Annotated in this window: 23 protein-coding genes; 10 read left to right on the top strand and 13 right to left on the bottom strand. The window is 69.0% G+C overall.

Going from position 1 to position 19,346, the window contains the following annotated elements:
- Nucleotides 1-117: 117 nt before the first annotated feature.
- The 5 genes from rpmG to ACGHX3_RS18455 all read right to left on the bottom strand — a co-directional run bounded on the left by rpmG (nt 118) and on the right by ACGHX3_RS18455 (nt 4,580).
- The gene (gene rpmG, locus ACGHX3_RS18475; RefSeq protein WP_027070918.1) at nt 118-282 is read right to left on the bottom strand and encodes a 50S ribosomal protein L33; all 165 of its coding nucleotides are present in this window, start codon (nt 280-282) and stop codon (nt 118-120) included.
- 13 nt (nt 283-295) lie between these two features.
- Entirely contained in the window at nt 296-532 is a 237-nt protein-coding gene (gene rpmB / locus ACGHX3_RS18470; protein WP_093489741.1) for a 50S ribosomal protein L28, read from the bottom strand.
- 414 nt (nt 533-946) lie between these two features.
- The gene (locus ACGHX3_RS18465; RefSeq protein ID WP_213603741.1) at nt 947-2,719 is read right to left on the bottom strand and encodes a DUF885 family protein; all 1,773 of its coding nucleotides are present in this window, start codon (nt 2,717-2,719) and stop codon (nt 947-949) included.
- A 167-nt stretch (nt 2,720-2,886) separates the two neighbouring features.
- The gene (locus tag ACGHX3_RS18460) at nt 2,887-3,783 is read right to left on the bottom strand and encodes a ParB/RepB/Spo0J family partition protein (protein WP_213603739.1); all 897 of its coding nucleotides are present in this window, start codon (nt 3,781-3,783) and stop codon (nt 2,887-2,889) included.
- Nucleotides 3,783-4,580: a ParA family protein gene (locus ACGHX3_RS18455; protein ID WP_213603737.1), complete on the bottom strand. Its 798-nt coding sequence runs from the start codon at nt 4,578-4,580 to the stop codon at nt 3,783-3,785. The genes ACGHX3_RS18460 and ACGHX3_RS18455 overlap by 1 nt, the downstream gene beginning before the upstream one ends.
- Nucleotides 4,581-4,774: 194 nt before the next feature.
- Between ACGHX3_RS18455 and ACGHX3_RS18450 the strand changes: the two genes are divergently transcribed.
- Entirely contained in the window at nt 4,775-5,053 is a 279-nt protein-coding gene (locus ACGHX3_RS18450) for a BrnT family toxin (RefSeq protein WP_213603735.1), read from the top strand.
- 5 nt (nt 5,054-5,058) lie between these two features.
- Nucleotides 5,059-5,286 carry a CopG family antitoxin gene (locus ACGHX3_RS18445; RefSeq protein WP_283771854.1) on the top strand — a complete coding sequence of 76 codons (228 nt, stop codon included), beginning with the start codon at nt 5,059-5,061 and terminating at the stop codon, nt 5,284-5,286.
- Between the two features lie 55 nt (nt 5,287-5,341).
- Here ACGHX3_RS18445 and rsmG read toward each other — a convergent pair whose 3' ends face one another.
- Both rsmG and ACGHX3_RS18435 read right to left on the bottom strand, forming a co-directional pair.
- Nucleotides 5,342-6,007: a 16S rRNA (guanine(527)-N(7))-methyltransferase RsmG gene (gene rsmG, locus ACGHX3_RS18440; RefSeq protein ID WP_213603731.1), complete on the bottom strand. Its 666-nt coding sequence runs from the start codon at nt 6,005-6,007 to the stop codon at nt 5,342-5,344.
- Entirely contained in the window at nt 6,004-6,645 is a 642-nt protein-coding gene (locus tag ACGHX3_RS18435; protein WP_213603729.1) for a 4'-phosphopantetheinyl transferase superfamily protein, read from the bottom strand. Before ACGHX3_RS18435 ends, rsmG begins: the two co-directional genes overlap by 4 nt.
- Before the next feature lie 159 nt (nt 6,646-6,804).
- Between ACGHX3_RS18435 and ACGHX3_RS18430 the strand changes: the two genes are divergently transcribed.
- Nucleotides 6,805-7,062 carry a GlsB/YeaQ/YmgE family stress response membrane protein gene (locus tag ACGHX3_RS18430; RefSeq protein ID WP_162338966.1) on the top strand — a complete coding sequence of 86 codons (258 nt, stop codon included), beginning with the start codon at nt 6,805-6,807 and terminating at the stop codon, nt 7,060-7,062.
- A gap of 209 nt (nt 7,063-7,271) precedes the next feature.
- Here the strand turns inward: ACGHX3_RS18430 and xth are convergent, their stop codons facing one another.
- The 4 genes from xth to ACGHX3_RS18410 all read right to left on the bottom strand — a co-directional run bounded on the left by xth (nt 7,272) and on the right by ACGHX3_RS18410 (nt 11,612).
- Entirely contained in the window at nt 7,272-8,042 is a 771-nt protein-coding gene (gene xth, locus ACGHX3_RS18425; protein ID WP_213603720.1) for an exodeoxyribonuclease III, read from the bottom strand.
- Between the two features lie 27 nt (nt 8,043-8,069).
- Nucleotides 8,070-9,629, bottom strand: coding sequence for an MFS transporter (locus ACGHX3_RS18420; protein ID WP_213603718.1), 1,560 nt, complete (start codon nt 9,627-9,629; stop codon nt 8,070-8,072).
- A 75-nt stretch (nt 9,630-9,704) separates the two neighbouring features.
- Entirely contained in the window at nt 9,705-10,196 is a 492-nt protein-coding gene (locus ACGHX3_RS18415; RefSeq protein ID WP_213603710.1) for a hypothetical protein, read from the bottom strand.
- Nucleotides 10,197-10,202: 6 nt separating this feature from the next.
- Nucleotides 10,203-11,612, bottom strand: coding sequence for a coniferyl aldehyde dehydrogenase (locus ACGHX3_RS18410; RefSeq protein WP_249720410.1), 1,410 nt, complete (start codon nt 11,610-11,612; stop codon nt 10,203-10,205).
- Between the two features lie 166 nt (nt 11,613-11,778).
- Between ACGHX3_RS18410 and ACGHX3_RS18405 the strand changes: the two genes are divergently transcribed.
- Both ACGHX3_RS18405 and ACGHX3_RS18400 read left to right on the top strand, forming a co-directional pair.
- Entirely contained in the window at nt 11,779-12,339 is a 561-nt protein-coding gene (locus ACGHX3_RS18405) for a gamma carbonic anhydrase family protein (RefSeq protein ID WP_394695783.1), read from the top strand.
- 41 nt (nt 12,340-12,380) lie between these two features.
- Nucleotides 12,381-12,758, top strand: a complete 378-nt coding sequence (locus ACGHX3_RS18400) for a VOC family protein (RefSeq protein WP_213603706.1) — start codon at nt 12,381-12,383, stop codon at nt 12,756-12,758.
- 9 nt (nt 12,759-12,767) lie between these two features.
- On the opposite strand, the gene ACGHX3_RS18395 is transcribed toward ACGHX3_RS18400, so the two are convergent.
- Together ACGHX3_RS18395 and ACGHX3_RS18390 are read right to left on the bottom strand one after the other, a co-directional pair.
- Nucleotides 12,768-13,406, bottom strand: a complete 639-nt coding sequence (locus ACGHX3_RS18395) for a Pr6Pr family membrane protein (protein WP_213603704.1) — start codon at nt 13,404-13,406, stop codon at nt 12,768-12,770.
- 10 nt (nt 13,407-13,416) lie between these two features.
- A complete protein-coding gene (locus ACGHX3_RS18390; protein WP_213603702.1) occupies nt 13,417-13,701 on the bottom strand; it encodes a YkgJ family cysteine cluster protein in 285 nt (94 codons plus the stop codon).
- Nucleotides 13,702-13,864: 163 nt separating this feature from the next.
- Between ACGHX3_RS18390 and ACGHX3_RS18385 the strand changes: the two genes are divergently transcribed.
- From ACGHX3_RS18385 to ACGHX3_RS18365, 5 genes are read left to right on the top strand one after another with little or no spacing between them, the layout of a single operon-like run.
- A complete protein-coding gene (locus ACGHX3_RS18385) occupies nt 13,865-14,545 on the top strand; it encodes an RDD family protein (RefSeq protein ID WP_213603700.1) in 681 nt (226 codons plus the stop codon).
- Nucleotides 14,542-15,540, top strand: coding sequence for a stage II sporulation protein M (locus ACGHX3_RS18380; protein WP_213603698.1), 999 nt, complete (start codon nt 14,542-14,544; stop codon nt 15,538-15,540). Before ACGHX3_RS18385 ends, ACGHX3_RS18380 begins: the two co-directional genes overlap by 4 nt.
- Nucleotides 15,530-17,098 (top strand): DUF4129 domain-containing protein, encoded by a 1,569-nt coding sequence (locus ACGHX3_RS18375; protein ID WP_213603696.1) that lies wholly within the window; start codon nt 15,530-15,532, stop codon nt 17,096-17,098. The genes ACGHX3_RS18380 and ACGHX3_RS18375 overlap by 11 nt, the downstream gene beginning before the upstream one ends.
- The gene (locus tag ACGHX3_RS18370; RefSeq protein ID WP_213603694.1) at nt 17,095-18,294 is read left to right on the top strand and encodes a DUF4350 domain-containing protein; all 1,200 of its coding nucleotides are present in this window, start codon (nt 17,095-17,097) and stop codon (nt 18,292-18,294) included. The genes ACGHX3_RS18375 and ACGHX3_RS18370 overlap by 4 nt, the downstream gene beginning before the upstream one ends.
- Nucleotides 18,291-19,292: a MoxR family ATPase gene (locus ACGHX3_RS18365; RefSeq protein WP_213603692.1), complete on the top strand. Its 1,002-nt coding sequence runs from the start codon at nt 18,291-18,293 to the stop codon at nt 19,290-19,292. Before ACGHX3_RS18370 ends, ACGHX3_RS18365 begins: the two co-directional genes overlap by 4 nt.
- Nucleotides 19,293-19,346: the final 54 nt, after the last annotated feature.

Raw genomic sequence — 19,346 nt, 5'->3', positions numbered from 1 at the left:
AGCCGAAAAGCAGGAAACCCCGCCGAGGCGGGGTTTCCTGTAAGGCACTGGATCCCCGCTTTCGCGGGGATGACGCCATGACACCGGCGAACGCGCGAGCGCGTTCGCGTCATGGCGTCACTTGATCTTGCCTTCCTTGTAGATCACGTGCTTGCGCACGACCGGGTCGTACTTCTTGATTTCCATCTTGCCCGGGGTGTTCTTCTTGTTCTTGTCCGTCGTGTAGAAGTGGCCGGTGTTGGCCGAGGAGATCAGACGGATCTTGTCGCGCTTGGATGCCATGTGTAGTTACTCCTCAGACCTTTTCGCCGCGGGCGCGCAGCTCGGCCAGAACGGAGTCGATGCCGTTCTTGTCGATGGTGCGCAGGGCGTGCGCGGACACTTTCAGCTTGACCCAGCGGTTCTCGCTGGCGACCCAGAAGCGGCGCTCGTGCAGGTTGGGCAGGAAACGACGACGGGTCTTGTTGTTGGCGTGCGAGACGTTGTTACCGGTCTGCACACGCTTGCCGGTGACTTGGCATACGCGGGACATACGCACCTCGATAGGTAATTGTGTCGCCCATAGCCCGGGAGACGGCGGCCCGGCGGACGGCCTGCAGGGCAGGTCGGACACCACGCGATACGGTAGGAAAACCGCTGCGGACACAAGCCGGAATCGCGTTTCCGGCCGCAGATCCGGTCGGGCCGGACGCAGCGAGCCGCGCATTATGCCGAGGTTTCCCTTGTCCCGCAAGCACTTAGCACGGAAGCCGCGTAGAGCGGAGCTTGCTCCGCTGCTTTCCGGCCGGTCTCCCTGGGGCCGGATGGCGTACGGAGCCGAGCCAGCTCGGCTCTACGAGGGGTTTCGCCGCACCCGGGCGCAGGTCGGGTCTTGGCCCCACATCGCGGCGCCTCCGGAGTCCGGAAGGCCTGGCCGGCGCGGTAGGCTTGGGCCCACCCTACGGGATCACGGCGCGGCCGTGGCCGGCTTGGCCGGGCCCGCCTTGCTCGCCGCGATGAAGGCGCGAATCTGGCTTTCCAGCACCGGCAGGGTCACCGAGCCCTGCTTCAGCACGGCGTCGTGGAAGGCTTTCACGTCGAACTTGGGTCCCAGCGCCTGCTCGGCCTCGCCGCGCAGGCGGACGATGGCGATCTCGCCCAGCTTGTAGCTCAGTGCCTGGGCCGGCCAGGAGATGTAGCGGTCGACCTCGGTGGTGACCTCGTGCTCGGACAGGGCGGTGTGGTCGCGCAGGTAGGCCAGGGCCTGGTCGCGGGTCCAGCCCTTGTGGTGCACGCCGGTGTCGATGACCAGGCGCGCGGCGCGCCACATCTCGTAGGTCAGGCGCCCGAAGTCCTCGTAGGGTGTCTCGTAGATGCCCATCTCCTTGCCCAGCTTCTCGGTGTACAGCGCCCAGCCCTCGCCGTACGCGGAGATGTAGTTGTCGCGGCGGAAGGCGGGCTGTTCGCCCTGTTCCTGCGCCAGCGCGGCCTGCAGCGAATGGCCGGGCGAGGATTCGTGCAGGGTCAGCGCCGGCAGGTTGTACAGCGGGCGCGAGGGCAGGTCGTAGGTGTTCAGCCAGTAGGTGCCCAGGCCGCCGCGGCCGGCGGTCCAGAACGGCGCGATGTCGGCCGGCACCTCGACGATGGTGAAGCGCCCGCGCGGCAGCGTGCCGATGTATTTGCCGACCTCACCATCCACGCGCTTGGAGATCCACGCGGCGCGGTCGAGCAGCTGCTGCGGCGTCTTCGCGTAGAACTGCGGGTCGGTGCGCAGGAAGGTCAGGAACTCGGCGAACGTTCCCTTGAAGCCGGTCTGCTTGATGACCTCCTGCATCTCGGCCTGGATGCGGGCCACTTCCTTCAGGCCGATCTGGTGGATCTGCTCGGCGCTGAGGTCGAGCGTGGTGTACTCGCGGATCTGCTGCGCGTAGAACGCCTTGCCGCCCGGCATGGCTTCGGCGGCCAGCGTGGTGCGCGCCTGCGGCACGTATTCGCTGCGGAAGAAGGTCAGCAGCGTGCCGAACGCGGGCACCACCTGCTGGCTGATCGCCTCGTGGACTTCCTTGCGCAACGCCTCCTGCTCGGCCGCCGGGATGCTGGCGGGCATTTTCTTGTACGGGGTGTAGAACGTGGACTGCTCGGGATCCTTCAGATCGGCGACCGCGGCGATCGACACATCGCGTCCGTCCAGCACCGCGCGCGGCACGGTGAACCCGCGCTCCAGGCCACTGCGCATGTTGGCGATGTGCTGGTCGAAGTAGCGCGGCACGTCGCGCAGGCGCGCGGCGTAAGCGCGGTAGTCGTCGGCGTCCTTCATCGGGCGGCGCGCCATGAACGACAGGTTCGACCAGAACGAGGAGTCGGAATTGAACGGCATCTCGTAGGCGCCCAGGCGCACCTCGTCGGCCAGGTTCTCGACCTGCGGGCGGTAGATCGCCAGGTTGATGCGGTTCTCCGGCGAGAGCGCCTTGGCGTCGATGCCGTCGAGATCCTTCAGCACCTGCTCCCACACCTTCAGGCGCGCCTGCTGCGCCTCGGCGCCGACGTCCGGCAGGCGACGCTTGTCGCCGCTGGTGTCGGCGTCCTCGTCCGCCTGGCCGGTCTGTTCCTGCCGCCACTTCCATTCCTTCTCGTACAGCGCCTGGAAGCGCTTGTCGGCATCGGACGGGGCGAAGGCGAGCGCGTGCAGCGGTGCGCAGGCAAGCAGCAGGGCGGCGGTGCGGAGGTTCAAGGCAGGCATCCGGTGGAAGCGGAATCCGGATGGTAATGCAGCGGCGATGTGCCCGTCCGGGCGGCTATCCGCGTCTTTGTGGGAGCGACGTAAGTCGCGAGCTTTTCGCCTGTCGGTGAATCGGCCTCACCGCCATCGCGACTTACGTCGCTCCCACAACCAGCATCCTGCGGGCTTCAGCCCCTCGGGCGCAGGCGCTCGAGCACGCCATCCAGCGTGTCCAGGTCGGTGTACTGGATGATCAGCTTGCCCTTGCCGCCGCGACCGTGGGCGATGGTGACGCGGGTGCCCAGGCTCTCGGAGAGTTCGGTTTCCAGCGAGGCGATGTCGGGCTGCGGCGAGGCCTTGGTGGGTTTGGCCTTCTTGCCGGTGACCGGCACCTTGCCGGCGGCGAACTGCTGCGCGCGGTGTTCGACTTCGCGCACCGACCAGCCCTGTTCGGCGGCCTCGGAGGCGAGCTTGCTGGCCAGGTCCGGCGACAGCGTCAGCAATGCACGCGCATGGCCCATTTCCAGGCGGCGCGCTTCCAGCAGTGCGCGGATCGCCGGCGGCAGTTCCAGCAGGCGCAGCAGGTTGGACACCGCGGCGCGCGAGCGGCCGACGGCTTCGGCCGCTTCGGCGTGCGTCAGCGAGAATTCGTTGATCAGGCGCTGCAGCGACTGCGCTTCTTCCAGCGGATTGAGGTCTTCGCGCTGGATGTTCTCGATCAGCGCCATCGCGATGACGGTGCGGTCGTCCAGTTCGCGCACGACCACCGGCACTTCGGCCAGGCCGGCTTCCTGCGAGGCGCGCCAGCGGCGTTCGCCGGCGACGATCTCGAACTTCCCTGGCGACAGCTCGCGCACGACGATCGGCTGGATCACGCCCTGCGCCTTGATCGACTCCGCCAGCTCGGTGAGCTTGGACGCGTCCATCTGCATGCGCGGCTGGTACTTGCCCGGCTGAAGCTGCTGCACCGGCAACGTGCGCAGGGCTTCGCCCGGCTGGGCTTCCGGCGGCGGCGTCTCGGCGGCTTTCGGGCCGAGCAGGGCTTCCAGTCCGCGACCCAGGCCGCGCTTCTTCGGGGCGCTCATCACGCGTGCTCCATGTGCTGCTGTTGCTTCTTGCGGTCGGCCGCGCGGCGCAGGATCTCGCCGGCCAGGCCCAGGTAGGCGACGCCGCCGCGCGAGGCGCGGTCGTAGCCGACGATGCTCTGGCCATGGCTGGGCGCTTCGGCCACGCGCACGTTGCGCGGCACGATGGTGCGGAACACCTTGTCGCCGAAATGCGTGGTCAGCTCGCCGGAGACGGCGTTGGCCAGGTTGTTGCGGATGTCGAACATCGTGCGCAGCACGCCTTCGATCTCCAGGCCGGGATTCAGGCGCGCGCGCAGCGCATCGATGGTTTCCATCAGCGCCGACAAGCCCTCCAGCGCGTAGTACTCGCACTGCATCGGCACCAGCACCGAGTCGGCCGCGGTCAGCGCGTTGAGCGTCAGCAGCGACAGCGCCGGCGGGCAGTCGATGATGATGAAGTCGTAGTCGCCACGGATCGGCTGCAGCGCGCTCTTCAGGCGCTGCTCGCGGCCGTCGGATTCCATCAGCTGGATCTCCGCCGCGGTCAGGTCGATGTTGCCCGGCATCAGGTCGAAGCTTTCAGCGGTGGTCACCACGGCGGCCTTCGCGTCGACCTCGCCCAGCAGCACGTCGCAGGTCGAGGCTTCCACTTCACGCTTGTCCACGCCGCTGCCCATCGTCGCGTTGCCCTGCGCATCCAGGTCGACCAGCAGCACCCGCTGCGGCGCGCGTGCGAGCGCGGCGGCCAGGTTCACGGCGGTGGTGGTCTTGCCGACTCCGCCTTTCTGGTTGGCGACGGCGATGATGCGGGCCATGCGAGGGCGCCTTATCGAGTCCGGGGTGAGGGGGGATTATGCGGGCTGGGAGCGACCCTGCGAAATCACGGGAGCGAAACCCGCCTGCCGTACCAGGCGCCGGCACGGACGAGTGGGTCCACCCTCCGCTTGGCAGCGAGTCATATCAAGGGCTTAGCTGTTGCAAAGTCACTGATCGTCCATACAATGTACAGATGATCAAGTTCGACTGGGATCCGGCCAAGGCGGCCTCGAACCTCAGGAAGCATGGTGTTTCCTTCGAGGAAGCCCAATCCGTCTTCTACGACGAATTCGCCATCCAGTTCTACGATGAGCCTCACTCGTCCGACGAGGATCGCTTTCTCATGCTCGGCATGAGCAGTGGAGCCCACCTCCTCCTCGTTTGTCATTGCGAGCGCGATGACGGCGGCGTTGTCCGCATCATTTCGGCACGCAAAGCCACGAAACAAGAAAGCTCCTTTTACGGGCAATGACCGCCATGAAAGCCGAATACGACCTTTCCAAGATGAAGTCCCGCAAGAATCCCTATGCGGCCAAGCTGAAGAAGCCCGTCTCCATGCGTCTCTCGGAAGACGTGGTGGAATACTTCAAGAGCATGGCCAATGAGGCGGGTGTTCCCTATCAGAGCCTGATCAACCTGTACCTGCGCGACTGCGTCATGAAACATCGCAAGGTGCAGATCGCCTGGCCGAGCAGCAAGGCGTGATGGTTCATTCAAGCTGACGCCGCTCCGAGGGGCGGCTGGGTTCAGGAACTTCCGCTCAGCCGGGCCGGTCGCGGCGTACAACGACCATGTGGCGCTCCCCGACGAGGCCCGGCACCGCCAGCGGCTGGATCGTATCCACCGACCAGCCGGCCGGCAGGGCGGCGATCTCGTCGTCCGGGCGCACGCCCTTCATGGCGAGCAGCGCGCCACCGGGCTTCAGCAGGTGGCCACCGACCTCGATGATGCCGCTCAGCACGTCGAGCGCGCGCGCGGTAAGCGCGTCGTAGGCCTGCGGTTCGTCCAGCGCTTCGGCGCGCGATTCGGCGACGCGCGCGTTGTCGAGTTTCAGCGTGCGCACGGCCTCGCGCAGGAAGCGCGCCTTCTTGCCGTTGCTTTCGACCAGCGTCACCCGCAGGCCGGGCTTGGCGATGGCCAGCGGAATGCCGGGCAGGCCGGGGCCGGTCCCCAGGTCCGCCAGCGCGCCACCGTTCGCGGCCAGGTCGTCGACGAACGGATGCATCGCCAGCGAGTCCAGCAGGTGACGGGTGACCATCTCGCGCGGGTCGCGGATGGCGGTGAGGTTGTAGGTCCGGTTCCAGCGGTCGAGCAGGGCCAGGTAGGCGAGCAGGCGCGGCGCGAGCGCATCGGCATCGAGCCCCAGCGTGCCGAGGCCGCGATGGAACTCGTCGCGCAGGTCGGCGGGGAAGGCGGTGTCATTCATCGCGGCATTATCGCAGGCCGCCATGCGGCGCCGCGCGGATGCCAGGCCAGCGCCGCGCGATAGTCCGGCGCGGCGGCCCATTCGTGCAGGCGCCAGTCGTCGGCGCGGCCGAGCGCGGGGTCGCAGTCGGCCAGCCGTGCACCGTCGTCGTCGAGGCGGACATGGAAGCGGTGCAGGCCGAACGAGATGCCCTGGCCGTGCGCCTTCAGCACCGCCTCCTTGGCGCACCACAGGCGCACGAAGGCGAGCACGCGCGCATCGTCGTCCAGCGACTGCAGCCAGGCGGTCTCGTCGGGATGGTAGAAGCGGCGCGCCAGTTCCATCGCGCGCGGCCGAGGCCGCAGCCGCTCGATGTCCACGCCCAGTTCGACGTCTTCGCCCAGCGCCAGCAGGAGGGCTTCGCCGCTGTGGCTCCAGCCAGTCTCCAGGTGGTGCAGTGGCGCGATGAAGTGCGGGCGTCCCTGCGGATCGCGGGTGATCGGCAGCGCATGCGGCGCGACGTCCAGCACCTGTGCGAGCCGTTCGCGCGCGGCGGGCTCGCCGCGCTGGCGGGGCGCGTGCGGCAGCAACCACAGCGCGATGCCGTCCAGCCGCCAGTCGGCCGGCGCGTTGCGCCAGCTCACGTTATCGGCCCGCATGCGTGCTGCGGCACAGCGTGCAAGCCTGTGGCGTTGGCGCTATCAAACAGGTGCACGGAGGCTTCCCCCACAGGGTTAACGACGGTTTCACGAAGTGCGTTGGAGATTGAAGCGTGCCCCGCGCCAAGGGGTCCTGTCCATCGAGGGAGAAGCGACGCAATGAATTTTCTCATCTATCTGATCGTGGGTGGCATCGCCGGCTGGCTGGCGAGCATCGTCATGAAGCGCGACGGTTCGCAGGGCATCATCCTGAATGTCGTGGTTGGCATCATCGGCGGCTTCCTCGGCGGCTGGTTGCTGCCGACCCTGGGTCTGGGCCTGGGGGGCGGCTGGGTCGGCTTCCTGCTCACCGCCTTTATCGGCGCGGTCGTGCTGCTGCTCATCGTCAACCTGCTCACGCGCGGCCGCGCGAGGTAACGGTTCCGCTGCGGCCGCGTGCGCGTTTGAGACGCACCCAAGGCCCGTGGCAATGCAAAGGCCCGGCAACCGCCGGGCCTTTGCTTGTCCTTGCAGGGGGGCTTTGGCCCCGACCAGAATTCACTATTGCTTCGGGGAGGGAGCGTGCCGCGGAGTGGTCGTGGACGGACCGTTGCGGTCGGGGCTGAAGCCCCTCCTACCGCGTGACGTCAGCCGCCCAGCTGCACCCACGCCGGCGCGTGGTCGCTCGGGCGCTCCCAGGTGCGCGGTTCGCGGTCGATGCCGGATTGCACGGCGTTCGGGCGCAGCGCGTCGGACACCAGCGTCAGGTCGATGCGCAGGCCCAGGTTGCGGCGCAGGCCGCCCATCCGGTAATCCCACCAGCTGTAGACGTTGGCTTCGTCGCTGTGCAGACGGAACGCATCGTGCAGGCCCAGCGCGTACAGCCGCTGCAGGGCAGCGCGTTCGGCCGTGGAGGTCAGGATGTGGTCGTCGTTCCACACCTTGGGGTCGAAGACGTCGCGGTCGTCCGGCGCGATGTTGAAGTCGCCCATCACCACCAGTTTGGGGTGCGTCTGCAGCTCGCTGGCGATCCAGTCGTGCACTGCGTCCAGCCAGCGCAGCTTGTAGGCGTACTTGTCGGTGCCCACATCCTGGCCGTTGACCACGTACAGATTGATGATGCGCACCTCGCCGACAGTGGCGGCGATCACGCGCTTCTGCTCGTCCTCGAAGCCGGGAATGCCGACCTGCACCTCGCCGATCGGCTCGCGCGACAGCAATGCCACGCCGTTGTAGGTCTTCTGCCCGGCGAACACGCTGCGATAGCCCGCTTCCGCCAGCGCGGTGTCGGGAAACTTGTGATCCTCCAGCTTGGTTTCCTGCAGGCCCACGACATCCGGCGCGAACGCGCCCAGCCATTGCGTGAGGTGCGGCAGGCGCACGTTGAGCGAATTGACGTTCCAGCTGGCGATCTTCATGGCGGGGATTCTATGCGAGGAGGACGGTCACGCGCCCGCTGGGTCGTCGACGGTCGTCGTTGCGTGGCCGGCGCCCTCGCCGTCGCGCATCAGTCGCGCGGCCATCCAGGCGGCAATCAGCATCATCGCCATGCCGAACACGGCGATGGCGCGCATGGCATCGGTGAACGCGGTGCGCGCGGTATCAGCGATGGCCGCTCCCGCCGCGCCACCGACTTCGCCGGCGACGGTGACGGCACCACCCAGTGTCGACAGCGCACGTGTCGTGTCCGCATCGGGCAGCGTCGCCGGCAACGCCGGGTCCAGCCACAGCCGGTACGCCAGCATGCCCAGGCTGCCCAGCACGGCGATACCGAGCGCACCGCTGAGTTCGGCACTCGTCTCCGCCAGCGCCGACGCCGCGCCCGCGCGCTCCGGTGGTGCGGTAGTGATGATCAACTCGTTGCCGACGGTGAACACGGGCGCCATGCCCAGGCTCATCGCCAGCATGCCGGCGATCAGGATCCACAGGCCATGCGGCGGCGTGACCAGCGCGGTGATGCCGAAGCCGACCGCAGCGAACAGCAGGCCACGCACCATCACCCGCCGTGCGCCCCAGTGGCGCGCCAGCCGTGGCGCCAGCAGCGAGCCGACCGTGAAGCACACTGACCAGGGGATCGTCGCGACGCCGGCCTGCAGCGGCGTCAGCCCGAGCACCAGCTGCAGGTACTGGGTCATGAAGATGTACACGCCCATCATCGACAGGCCCGCCAGCGCATAGGCGACGATGGCGGCGGAGAACGCCGGCCGGCGGAACAGGGTGACATCCAGGAAGGGATACGCCAGGTGCTTCTGCCGGCGCACGAACAGCGCGCCCAATGCCACGCCCGCCAGCAGCACCGCGACGCCACGCGGATCCATGCCGTACTCGGCGATGCGCTTCAGCCCATAGACCACCGCCAGTACCGCGGACAGTGACTGCGCCATGCTGGCCGGGTCGAGTTTGCCGGCATCGGGATCGCGGTATTCGGGAAGCAGTTTCGGCCCCAGGACGAGCAGCAGCACCATCACCGGCACCGCTGCCAGGAACGCCGCGCCCCACCACCACCATTGCAGCAGCAGGCCGCCGACCAGCGGGCCGATGGCGCCACCGACCGAGAACGCCGCGATCCATACGCCGATCGCGAACTGGCGTTCGTGCTCGTCATGGAACATGTTGCGGATCAGCGACATCGTCGACGGCGCGAGCGTGGCGCCGGCGATGCCGAGCAGGGCGCGCATCGCGATCAGCATCTCCGCGCTGCGCGAGAAAGCCGCCAGCACCGAGGCCACCGCGAAGGCCGCTGCGCCGATCAGCAGCAGCTTGCGCCGCCCGATGCGGTCGCCCAGCGTGCCCATCGTCATCAGGAAGCCCGCGACCAGGAAGCCGTACACGTCGACGATCCACAACAGCTGGCTGGCGCTGGGGTCGAGCTCGGCGCTGATGGCCGGCAGCGCCAGGTTCAGCACGGTCAGATCCATCGCATAGACCATGCAGGGCAGGGCGATGATGGCCAGCCCGATCCATTCGCGGCGGGTGGCTTTGGTGGGTACGGGCGTGGTCGGCATGGCGGTCCGTCGATGGCGTGTCATCCCGTCCGACGAACGGGGATGGCGTATTTCGACGAAGGATACCGATCCGCGTCAGGCGCCTTCCACGTCCACCCGGATATGCGGGCAATGTCCCGCCAGGTCCCGCGCCCACTCGATGGCGTCGTAGGGTACGCCGCGTTCGGACGGGAAGCGCAGTGGTGCATCGTCGTGGTCGTACAGGAGAATCCGGTCGTCGCTCTCGTCCGCGCGCAGCACGCGGATCCGCGCGATCCGGTCCAGCGCGATCGCGTGTTCGCCGGGAGCGATCTCGTCGTCCCACCACCACAGCGTGCGCGCCTCCAGGTCCAGGCGGCTACCCCAGCGGCGCACGTGTACCAGCATCGCCAGCGCGGAACCGGCGAACACGACGCCCATGAAGAAAGCCACCGGCACCAGCCACGGCGCGCACTGCCGTCCGCTGGCATCGCAGTTGCTGGCCGGATCGAGGGTCAGTCCTGCGTACACGAACATCGCGCCGACCAGCAGCATGCCGTATACGCGGACGTCGCGACGGCTGTTGCTGGCCTGCCGGAGCTTGCGCATGCGGTACTAGCGGATGATGAAGTCGATGAACCGCGCGACCTTGGAGTACGGCGGCTTCAGCAGGTCGCTGCCGGCGCGGCGCGGCTGCCACAGCACCGGCAGCGCCTTGCTCATCGCGTCGAAGCCCGCACGGCCGTGGTAGGCACCCATGCCGCTGGGGCCGATGCCGCCGAACGGCAGCGCGTTGATGCCGAAATGCAGCACGGTGTCGTTGACCGTGACGCCGCCAGCCAGCGTCGTGCCGAGGATCTTTTCCACCCGCGCGCGGTCGTGGCTGAAGGGATACAGCGCCAGCGGCCGGTCGTGTGCGTTGACGTAGGCGATGGCCTCGTCCAGCGACTCGACGGTGCGGATCGGCAGGATGGGGCCGAAGATCTCGTCCTGCATGACCTTCGCATCGTCGCCTGGCTCGATGACGACCGTCGGTGCGAACAACCGCTGCGCGCGGTCGTGCTTCGGCGCCAGCGGAACGACCTCATGCCCGCGCTGACGGGCGTCGTCCAGATAGCCTTCCAGCCGTGCGAACTGGCTGTCGTTGATGATGCGGGTGAAGTCGCCGGCCTCGGACAGGTCGCCGTAGCGCGACGCGACCTGGTCGCGCAGCGCCTGCACCAGCGCATCACGGCGCTGGCGGCCGACCAGCAGCACGTAGTCGGGCGCAATGCAGGTCTGCCCGCCGTTGAACCATTTGCCGGTCGCCAGCCGCGCGGCCGCCTGGTCCACCGGGAAGTCGTCGCAGACGATGGCGGGCGACTTGCCGCCGAGCTCCAGCGTCAGCGGCGTCAGGTTCGGTGCGGCGGCGGCCATCACCTTGCGGCCCACCGCCGTGGAGCCGGTGAACACCAGATGGTCGAACGGGAGGGCAGCGAACGCGCCCGCCACCTCGGCACCGCCGGCGGCGACGCTGACGCGTTCCGGCGGGAACACCTCCGCCAGCAGCGAGCGCAGGAACGCGGTCGTGCGCGGCGTGTGTTCCGACGGTTTCAGGTACACGTGGTTGCCCGCGGCGATGGCGGTCGCCAGCGGAATCAGCGCCAGGTTGACCGGATAGTTCCACGGCGCGATCACGCCGACCACACCGACGGGTTCCTGCCGGATCTCCGCGCGCGCTGGCCAGAAGCGCCAGCCCACGCCGACCCGCTTCGGCTTCATCCAGCGGCGCAGGTGCGAGGCGAGGTGGTCGATCTCGTTGAGCACGGTCATGCCGTCGGCGATCAGCGATTCGTGCCGCGAGCGGTGGCCGAAATCGGCGGCGATGGTGTCCGCCATCTCCGGCAGCCGGCGCTTCAGTGCATCGCGCAGCCGCTGCAGGTCGTCGCGGCGCTGTGCGCAACCGGGCTTGCGTGCCTGCCAGGTCTCGCGCAACCGCTGCAGCGTGGGCGCGAGATCGCCGACCGGCGTATCGCCGTCGGGCATGCGTGCGTGGTGGCCTGGGGCAGGCGTCCCCCCTGAACTCGTGGCCGTGATCGCGGCATTGGCGGCGGTAATGGCCGCGTTCGCGGCGTTCGTGGCGGCATGCGGAGAGGTCGTCATGCCCCGAGTGTATGCCGTCGTTCCGGAGCCGGCGCACTACAATCGGGGCATGGACCCGAATCTGACCGCCCTGCGCCCCTACCTTGACCGCTTTCCCGTCCTCGGGCCGCGCGTCTACGTCGATCCCGCCGCCACGGTCATCGGCGATGTCGAACTGGCCGAGGATGTGTCCATCTGGCCGGGCACCATCCTGCGCGGCGACGTCAACTTCATCCGCGTCGGTGCGCGCACCAACGTGCAGGACGGCACCATCGTCCATGTCAGCCACCACAGTCCCTACAACAAGGCCGGCTATCCGACGCTGATCGGCGCCGACGTCACCATCGGCCACGGCACCATCATCCATGCCTGCACCATCGAGGACCTGTGCCTGATCGGCATGGGTGCCTGCATCCTCGACGGGGCGACGGTGAAGAAGCATGGCTTCCTCGGTGCCGGCGCGATCCTCGGGCCGGGCAAGGTGGTCGGCGAGGCCGAGCTGTGGCTGGGCAATCCAGCCCGCCTCGTGCGCGTGCTTTCGGACAAGGAGATCGAGAGCCTGCACTACTCGGCGGCGCACTACGTGAAGCTGAAGGACCGTTACCTGCAGCCGACACCGCCTGCGGCATGATGGCGCGCGGCGCGCTCCGCGCCGAAGACTGGGAGACCCGCATGGGCTGGAAACCGGACGGCTACACCTCGGTGGCCCCGTACCTCGTGGTCGATGGTGCGCAGCGCACGATCGATTTCCTTGTCACGGTGTTCGGAGCCGAACCGCTGCGCACGCATCCCATGGGTGAGCGGCTGGGCCATGGCGAAGTCCGCATCGACGATACCGTGCTGATGCTGGCTGACGGCATGGACGGGTGGCCGCCCATCGCCAGCCACGTGCATCTTTACGTGCCCGATGTCGATGCAACGTGGGCGCGTGCACTCGCGGCCGGCGCCGAGCCGGTGCAGGCACCGGAAGAGAAGGGCGATGGCGACCGTCGAGGTGGCTTCCGCGATGCCGGTGGCACCACGTGGTGGATCTCCACGCAGGTCGGATAGCGACGTCGGTCAGCGCGACGGCGGCAACCGGCGGTCGACCGCCAGGAACGCGAACGCCGTTGCCAGTGCCGCCACCAGGATGACGGCCACGGTGATGCTCACCTGTCCGTAGCCAAGGGTGTCGGCATTGAGGAACGGATACGGATACCAGCCCGTCATCGCGCCGTGCGCCATCGTGTAGGCCAGCCAGGCGACCGGCCAGACGAACGCCCACCGGATCGTGCGCCCGTCGATCCGTGGCCGTGGCCCGAACAGCAGCCAGCCGAGCAGCGCCCACACCGGTGAGAACTCGTGGAAGCCGGCATTGATCCAGATGCCAATGCCGCTGGGGTGCACCAGTCCGGACAGTAGCGTGGCGAACACCACGCCGGTGACCGTGATGCCGAGCAACGCATCGAGTCGCAGCACGCGCCACACCGGGCCGTCGCGGTCGGGCCTGATCGCCAGGCTGATCGCTGCCGCCAGCACCAGCAGGTTGCTCTGCACGGTGAAGTAGCTGAAGAACCGCAGCAGTTTCGTCGCCAACGGGACCGGCGCGGCTGGCGTCGTCGTATTCACGTCCTGTCCGCCGCTCACCAGCAGGAACAGCTGCGCGACCACCGTCGCGGACACCACCACGGCGAGGACCAGGTTCCAGACACGCTGCATGCGACGTCTCCTAGCTGAGGGGAAGCGTGATCGGTGCCGTTGCGCGCTCGAGTGCCGACAGCAGGGCCATCGCCTCGGCGCGACTGGCCCCGCACATGTCGGCGCCGGGCTTCAAAGTGCCGCAGAACGCGGGCCGGTCGGGGTGGCCGAACAGCCGGCAGCGCAGGGCGTCGTCCAGTTGCACGCACGGCACGCCGGCCGGCTTGCCCTGCGGCATGCACGGAATCGGCGAGGTGATCGAAGGCGCGGTGCAGCAGGCCGCGCACCCCGACCGGCAGGAGAAGACGGTATCCACGATGGCGCGAAGTGTAGGGCCTGGCTGGGCAAGGATGGCGCGTCCGGCTAAAGTCGCCTGGCATGGGGAAGGCGCATGGACAGCGGGACACACGGGTTTCACCACATCGATCCGGTCGCGGCCAGCGCGCTGCCATGGGGACGCTGCCCGTGGTGAGCGGCTGATGCTGGATACCTATCGCGAAGTCGTCACGCCCGAAGGCGTGGGCCTGCATCTGCCGGCGGCCGGCCCGGTGCCGCGCGCACTGGCGTGGGGCATCGACCTGGGCATCCGGCTCGGCATCGTCTTCGTCATGGCCACGCTGCTGGCGTTGTTCGGCGAGGCCGGTGCCGGCCTGAACCTGATCGTGATGTTCCTGGTGTTCTGGGCCTACCCGATCGTGCTGGAGTCGGCCTGGCGCGGGCAGACGCCCGGCAAGAAGGCGCTCGGCCTGCGCGTGGTCTCGGCCGACGGCGCGCCGGTGGGCTGGCTGGCGGCGATCACCCGCAACCTGCTGCGCATGGTCGACATGCTGCCGTTCGGGTATGCCACCGGCCTGGTCGCGTGCCTGGCCGATCCGCATGCGCGTCGCCTCGGCGACATGGTCGCCGGCACGCTGGTGGTCCACGCCGGTCGCGAGCGCAGCCATGTGCCCGCGCCGGTCAACACGGTGTTCGTGCCGCCGGCCCGGCTGCTGCCCGAAGAGCAGGGCGCGATCGTCGCGTTCGCCGAGCGCGCGCCGCAGCTGACACCTTCGCGGCAGGAGGAACTGGCCAACCTCGCCCAGCCCATCACCGCGGCGCAGGGACAGGCCGGTGTGCAGCGGCTGTACGGCATGGCCAACTGGCTGCTGGGGCGGCGATGAGGCAGGAGCAGTTCGTCGCCCGCCACCAGGCCGAATGGCTCGCCTTCGAGTCGTGGCTGCACGCGCGCGGCGGGAATGCGCGGCGGGCACGTGGCGAGCGCAACACCGGCGAGCTGACCGACGAGGATGTGCCGGCGCGGTACCGGCGCATCTGCCAGCACCTCGCGCTGGCGCGCCGGCGCGGCTACAGCCCGGTCGTCGTCGACCGCCTGCAGGCGCTGATGCAGCAGGGCCACGGCGTGCTGTACCGCACGCCGCCACCGCGCTGGCAGCGCGCGCTGCGTTTCCTGCTGGCGGAGTTCCCGCGGCTGGTGCGCAGCGAGGCCGGCTGCATGTGGGTGGCGGCGGTGGTGTTCGTGTTCCCGCTGGTGCTGATGTTCGTGTTGCTGCAGTTCCGGCCGGAGCTGGTGTACAGCATCGTCTCGCCCGAACAGGTGGCGATGTGGGAGCGCATGTACGACCCGAACGACGCGCGGCATGCGCTCGGCCGCGAAAGCGGAACCGACTGGCAGATGTTCGGCCACTACATCTGGAACAACATCGGCATCGGCCTGCGCACGTTCGCCGGCGGCCTGCTGGCCGGCGTGGGCGCGCTGTTCGTGCTGATCGTCAACGGCATCAGCATCGGCACGGTGTTCGGTCACCTGCAGCAGATCGGTTCCGGCGACCCGCTGTGGCGCTTCGTCTGCGGGCATGCGCCGTTCGAACTGACCGCCATCGTGCTGGCCGGCGGGGCGGGCCTGCGGCTCGGCCTGAGCCTGGTGGCGCCGGGACGGCATCGCCGCATCGATGCGCTGGCGCGTGCGGGCGCGAAGGGCGCACGGCTGTGCCTGGGCGTGGCGTTCATGCTGCTGGTGGCGGCCTTCATCGAAGCCTTCTGGTCGTCGACGCAATCCATCCCCGCCGTCGTGAAGTACAGCGTATCCGGCGTGCTGTGGACGCTGGTGGCGCTGTGGCTGGGACTGGGCGGGCGCGGGGTGGCCGATGAGGATTGAGCAGCTGACGGTCCGCCTGCGCGCACGCTCCGACTGGGAAGCCATCGAACTGGGCATGGCGCTGGTGCGCCGGCATGCCGGGGCGATCTGGAAACCCTGGCTCTGGCTGACGCTGCCGGTGTTCGCACTGCTGAACCTCGGCGCATGGTGGATCGACAAGTTCTGGTTGGCGGCGCTGCTGATGTGGTGGCTGAAGCCGGCCTTCGACCGCATCCCGCTGTACGTGATGTCGCGCGGGGTGTTCGGCAGCGTACCCGCGACGCGCGAGACGCTGCGCGCGCAGTTCCACTGGGGCACGCGCACGTTGCCGCACCTGCTCACGTGGCGCCGCCTCAGCCCGGTGCGCTCGCTGTACATGCCGATCGACCTGCTGGAGGGCGTGCAGGGCGACCGGCTGCGCCAGCGCCGTAGCGTGCTGGGCGGACAGGCCTATGGCACGGCGATCCTGCTGACCTGGATCTGCCTGGTGTTCCAGGGGGTGCTGGTGCTGGGCGGCATCCTCGCAGTCGTGATGTACCTGCCGCAGGACCTGCTGCCGGACAGCGTGCAGGCGGCGTTCCGTGTGGCGGCCATCGAATGGAACGCGTGGTTCAAGCTCGCCTGGAACGCCTTGCTGTGGGCGGCGATCAGCGTGATCGAACCCTTTTACGTCGGCGCAGGCTTCGGCCTGTACCTCAACCGCCGCACGCAGATCGAGGCGTGGGACCTGGAGATCGTGTTCCGCAAGCTGCGCGCACGGCTGGCGGCCGCCGCGCCGATGGTGCTGGTCGCGAGCCTGTGGCTGGGCATGGCCGGCACGGCCGGGGCACAGGAGCGGCATGGAGCGCCGCCGGTGGCCGCGGACGCGCCGGTCGCCACCGGCGAAGACGGCAAGCCGGTGCCGCCGACGCTGCCCATCGTGTTCGGCGACCAGCGCGTCGATGACCGCACGTTCCGCGAGGCGGCCGACCGGGCGTATCGCGATCCGCTGCTGGGCCGCCGCCAGGTGCAGTCCGGCTGGGAGCGGCGCAACCCGCAGGAAAGGGACACGAAGGAACCGCACGATCTCGACAGCGCCTGGCTTTCTGGCATCGGCAAGACGCTGGCCTTCGTCGGCGAGTGGGGCCTGTGGCTGGTGGCGGGCGTGCTGGTGCTGGTGGTGCTGGCGACGGTGCGCTACTGGTGGCCGTGGATGCGCGGCATCGCGAGATCGCCGGTGGCGCCTCCCGACGCACCGCAGTCCGATGCGCTGGTGTTGCCCGAGGCGCTGCCCGACGACATCGCCACGGCCGCGCGCGCGCTATGGCGCGACGGTCGTCGGCGCGATGCCCTGGCGCTGCTCTACCGCGCCAGCGTGGAAAGCATGAGCCAGCGCGTCGACCTCGTGCTGCCGCCGGGCGCCACCGAGGCCGAATGCCTGCGTGCCTCGCGGCGCCTGCCGCAGGCCGAGGACCGCCACGTGTTCGCGCGCATCGTGCGCACCTGGCAGTACGCCGCCTATGCCGAACGGCTGCCCGGCGAGGACGAGTTCGACGCCCTGGTCGGCGATCTGCAGCAGCGCTACGGGTGGGCGTCGTGACGTCCGCGCGCCGTAATGGCCGGGTGGCGGGTGCGACGCTGGTGGTCGTGCTGTTGCTGGCGGCGCTCGTGGGCCTGTGGTTCCGGCACACCTTCCATCGCGTCGAGAAGACCGTGTACCTGCCGCCGACCGGCGAGGCGGCGTACAACCCGCTGTACGCGCTGGCGAAGACGCTGGAAGCCGATGGCGTTAAGGTCGATGTGCGCCAGCGCCTGTTGCTGGACGACCACCCCATGGCGAGCCGCGACACGCTGCTGCTGTTCAACGATCCCCGCGTGCTGTCGCCGTCCGACGCCGAACGCCTGCTGGCGTGGGTGGAGGAAGGCGGCCATCTGCTGATCCGCACGCCGGCCTATTCGCCGGGCGACGCCACGACGGGACCGGATGCGCCGCAGGCCGCGATGCTGGACCAGCTGTCGGCCTGGCTGGTGGACGAAACCCCCTCGTGCGAAGACTTCCAGGTGGAAGGCGAGGGCCACCACGTGGAGTTCTGCCGCGGCTGGCGCTTCGCCTTCGACGACACCGTGCCCGAACTGGCGTGGGGCGACCTGAAGAACGGTTACGTGTACGCCCGCGTGGCAGCCGGCAAGGGGCACGTCGATGTGCTGGCCGATTTCGATTTCCTGACCAACACCGCCGAGCGCGGCTTCATGCAGGAGGCGCTCGACACACCGCCGGATGGCGGCCTGCGCGACGGTCCCCATCGCGCGCTGGCGCGGCAGGTGCTGGCGCCCAACTACCGCCAGGGCACCATGCACCTGGTCTACGCGGCGGAGATGCCGTCGCTGTGGCGCACGCTGTACCTGCAGGGCTGGATGGTGTGGGCGCCGCTGCTGCTCGCGCTGGCCGCCTGGCTGTGGATGCGCATGCAGCGCTTCGGCCCGCCGGTACCGTCGCCGGCCGGTGAACGCCGCTCGCTGCTCGAACACGTCCGCGCCAGCGGCGAACACCTCTACCGTTACGGTCGCGGCGTGATGCTGTACTCCGCGGTCCGGCAGGCGTTCCTGGCGCGCCTGCGCCGTCGCGATCCGGTCGCCGCCGCGCTCGCCGGCGAGGCGCAGGTCGCCGCCATCGCCGAGCGCACCGGCCAGCCGGCCGACCGCATCCGCACCGCCCTCAATGTCCCTGCCTCGCACGACCGGCAGGCCTTCCGTGACCGCATCGCCCTGTTGATCCAACTGAGAAACCGCCTATGAACGACGAGACCGCCGCCGCGCCGCCCGCGCTCCCGCCGACGCCGCGCAATGCCCTGTCCGAGCGCGTCGAGGCCGTGCGCGAGGAAGTGTCGCGCGCCTTCATCGGCCAGCCCGACGTGCTGGACCAGATCCTGATCGCGCTGCTCGCCGGCGGCCACGTGCTGATCGAGGGCGTGCCGGGCCTCGGCAAGACCCTGCTGGTGCGCGCGCTGGCGCAGGCGCTGGAGCTGACCTACGCGCGCGTGCAGTTCACGCCCGACCTGATGCCGAGCGACGTCAGCGGCCATGCCGTCTACGACCCGAAGACCGAGAGCTTCCAGGTCCGCCGCGGCCCGGTGTTCACCAACATCCTGCTGGCCGACGAGATCAACCGCGCGCCGGCCAAGACCCAGTCCGCGCTGCTGGAAGTGATGCAGGAAGGCCAGGTCACGATCGAAGGCACGTCGTTCCAGCTGTCGCCCCCCTTCATCGCGCTCGCCACGCAGAATCCGGTGGAGCAGGAAGGCACTTACCCGTTGCCGGAAGCGCAGCTGGACCGTTTCCTGCTGAAGGTGTTGATCGACTATCCGGCGCTGGAGGACGAGAAGCGCATGGTCGATGCCATCACCACCGGCCGCACCGCCGCCGACTTCGACCTCTCGCAGGTGAAGCGCGTGCTCGGCGCCGCCGACATCGCGGCGATGCAGCGCGAGACTGCTGCCGTGCGCGTGGATCCGGAAGTCGTCGACTACGCCGTGCGCATCGTCGCCGCCACCCGCAAGTGGCCCGGCATCGCGCTGGGCGCGGGGCCGCGCGGCAGCATCGCGCTGATCCGTGCGGCGCGCGCGCAGGCGGTACTGCAGGGTCGCGATTTCGTCACCCCCGACGACGTGCGCGACATCGCGCGTCCGGCGCTGCGTCACCGCATCACGCTGGCGCCCGAGTTGCAGATCGAAGGCCAGTCGCCCGATGACGCGTTGCGTGCGCTGCTGGCGAAAGTGGACGCGCCCAGGAAATGATCGTCGGCGCTGTCGCCACCGATCCCGTGATCCGCTCCCTCCCCCGCGTGCGGG

The sequence above is a fragment of the Pseudoxanthomonas japonensis genome (assembly GCF_043632995.1).
Lineage (GTDB): Bacteria > Pseudomonadota > Gammaproteobacteria > Xanthomonadales > Xanthomonadaceae > Pseudoxanthomonas_A > Pseudoxanthomonas_A japonensis.
This window is presented reverse-complemented; position numbering and strand designations above follow the sequence as displayed.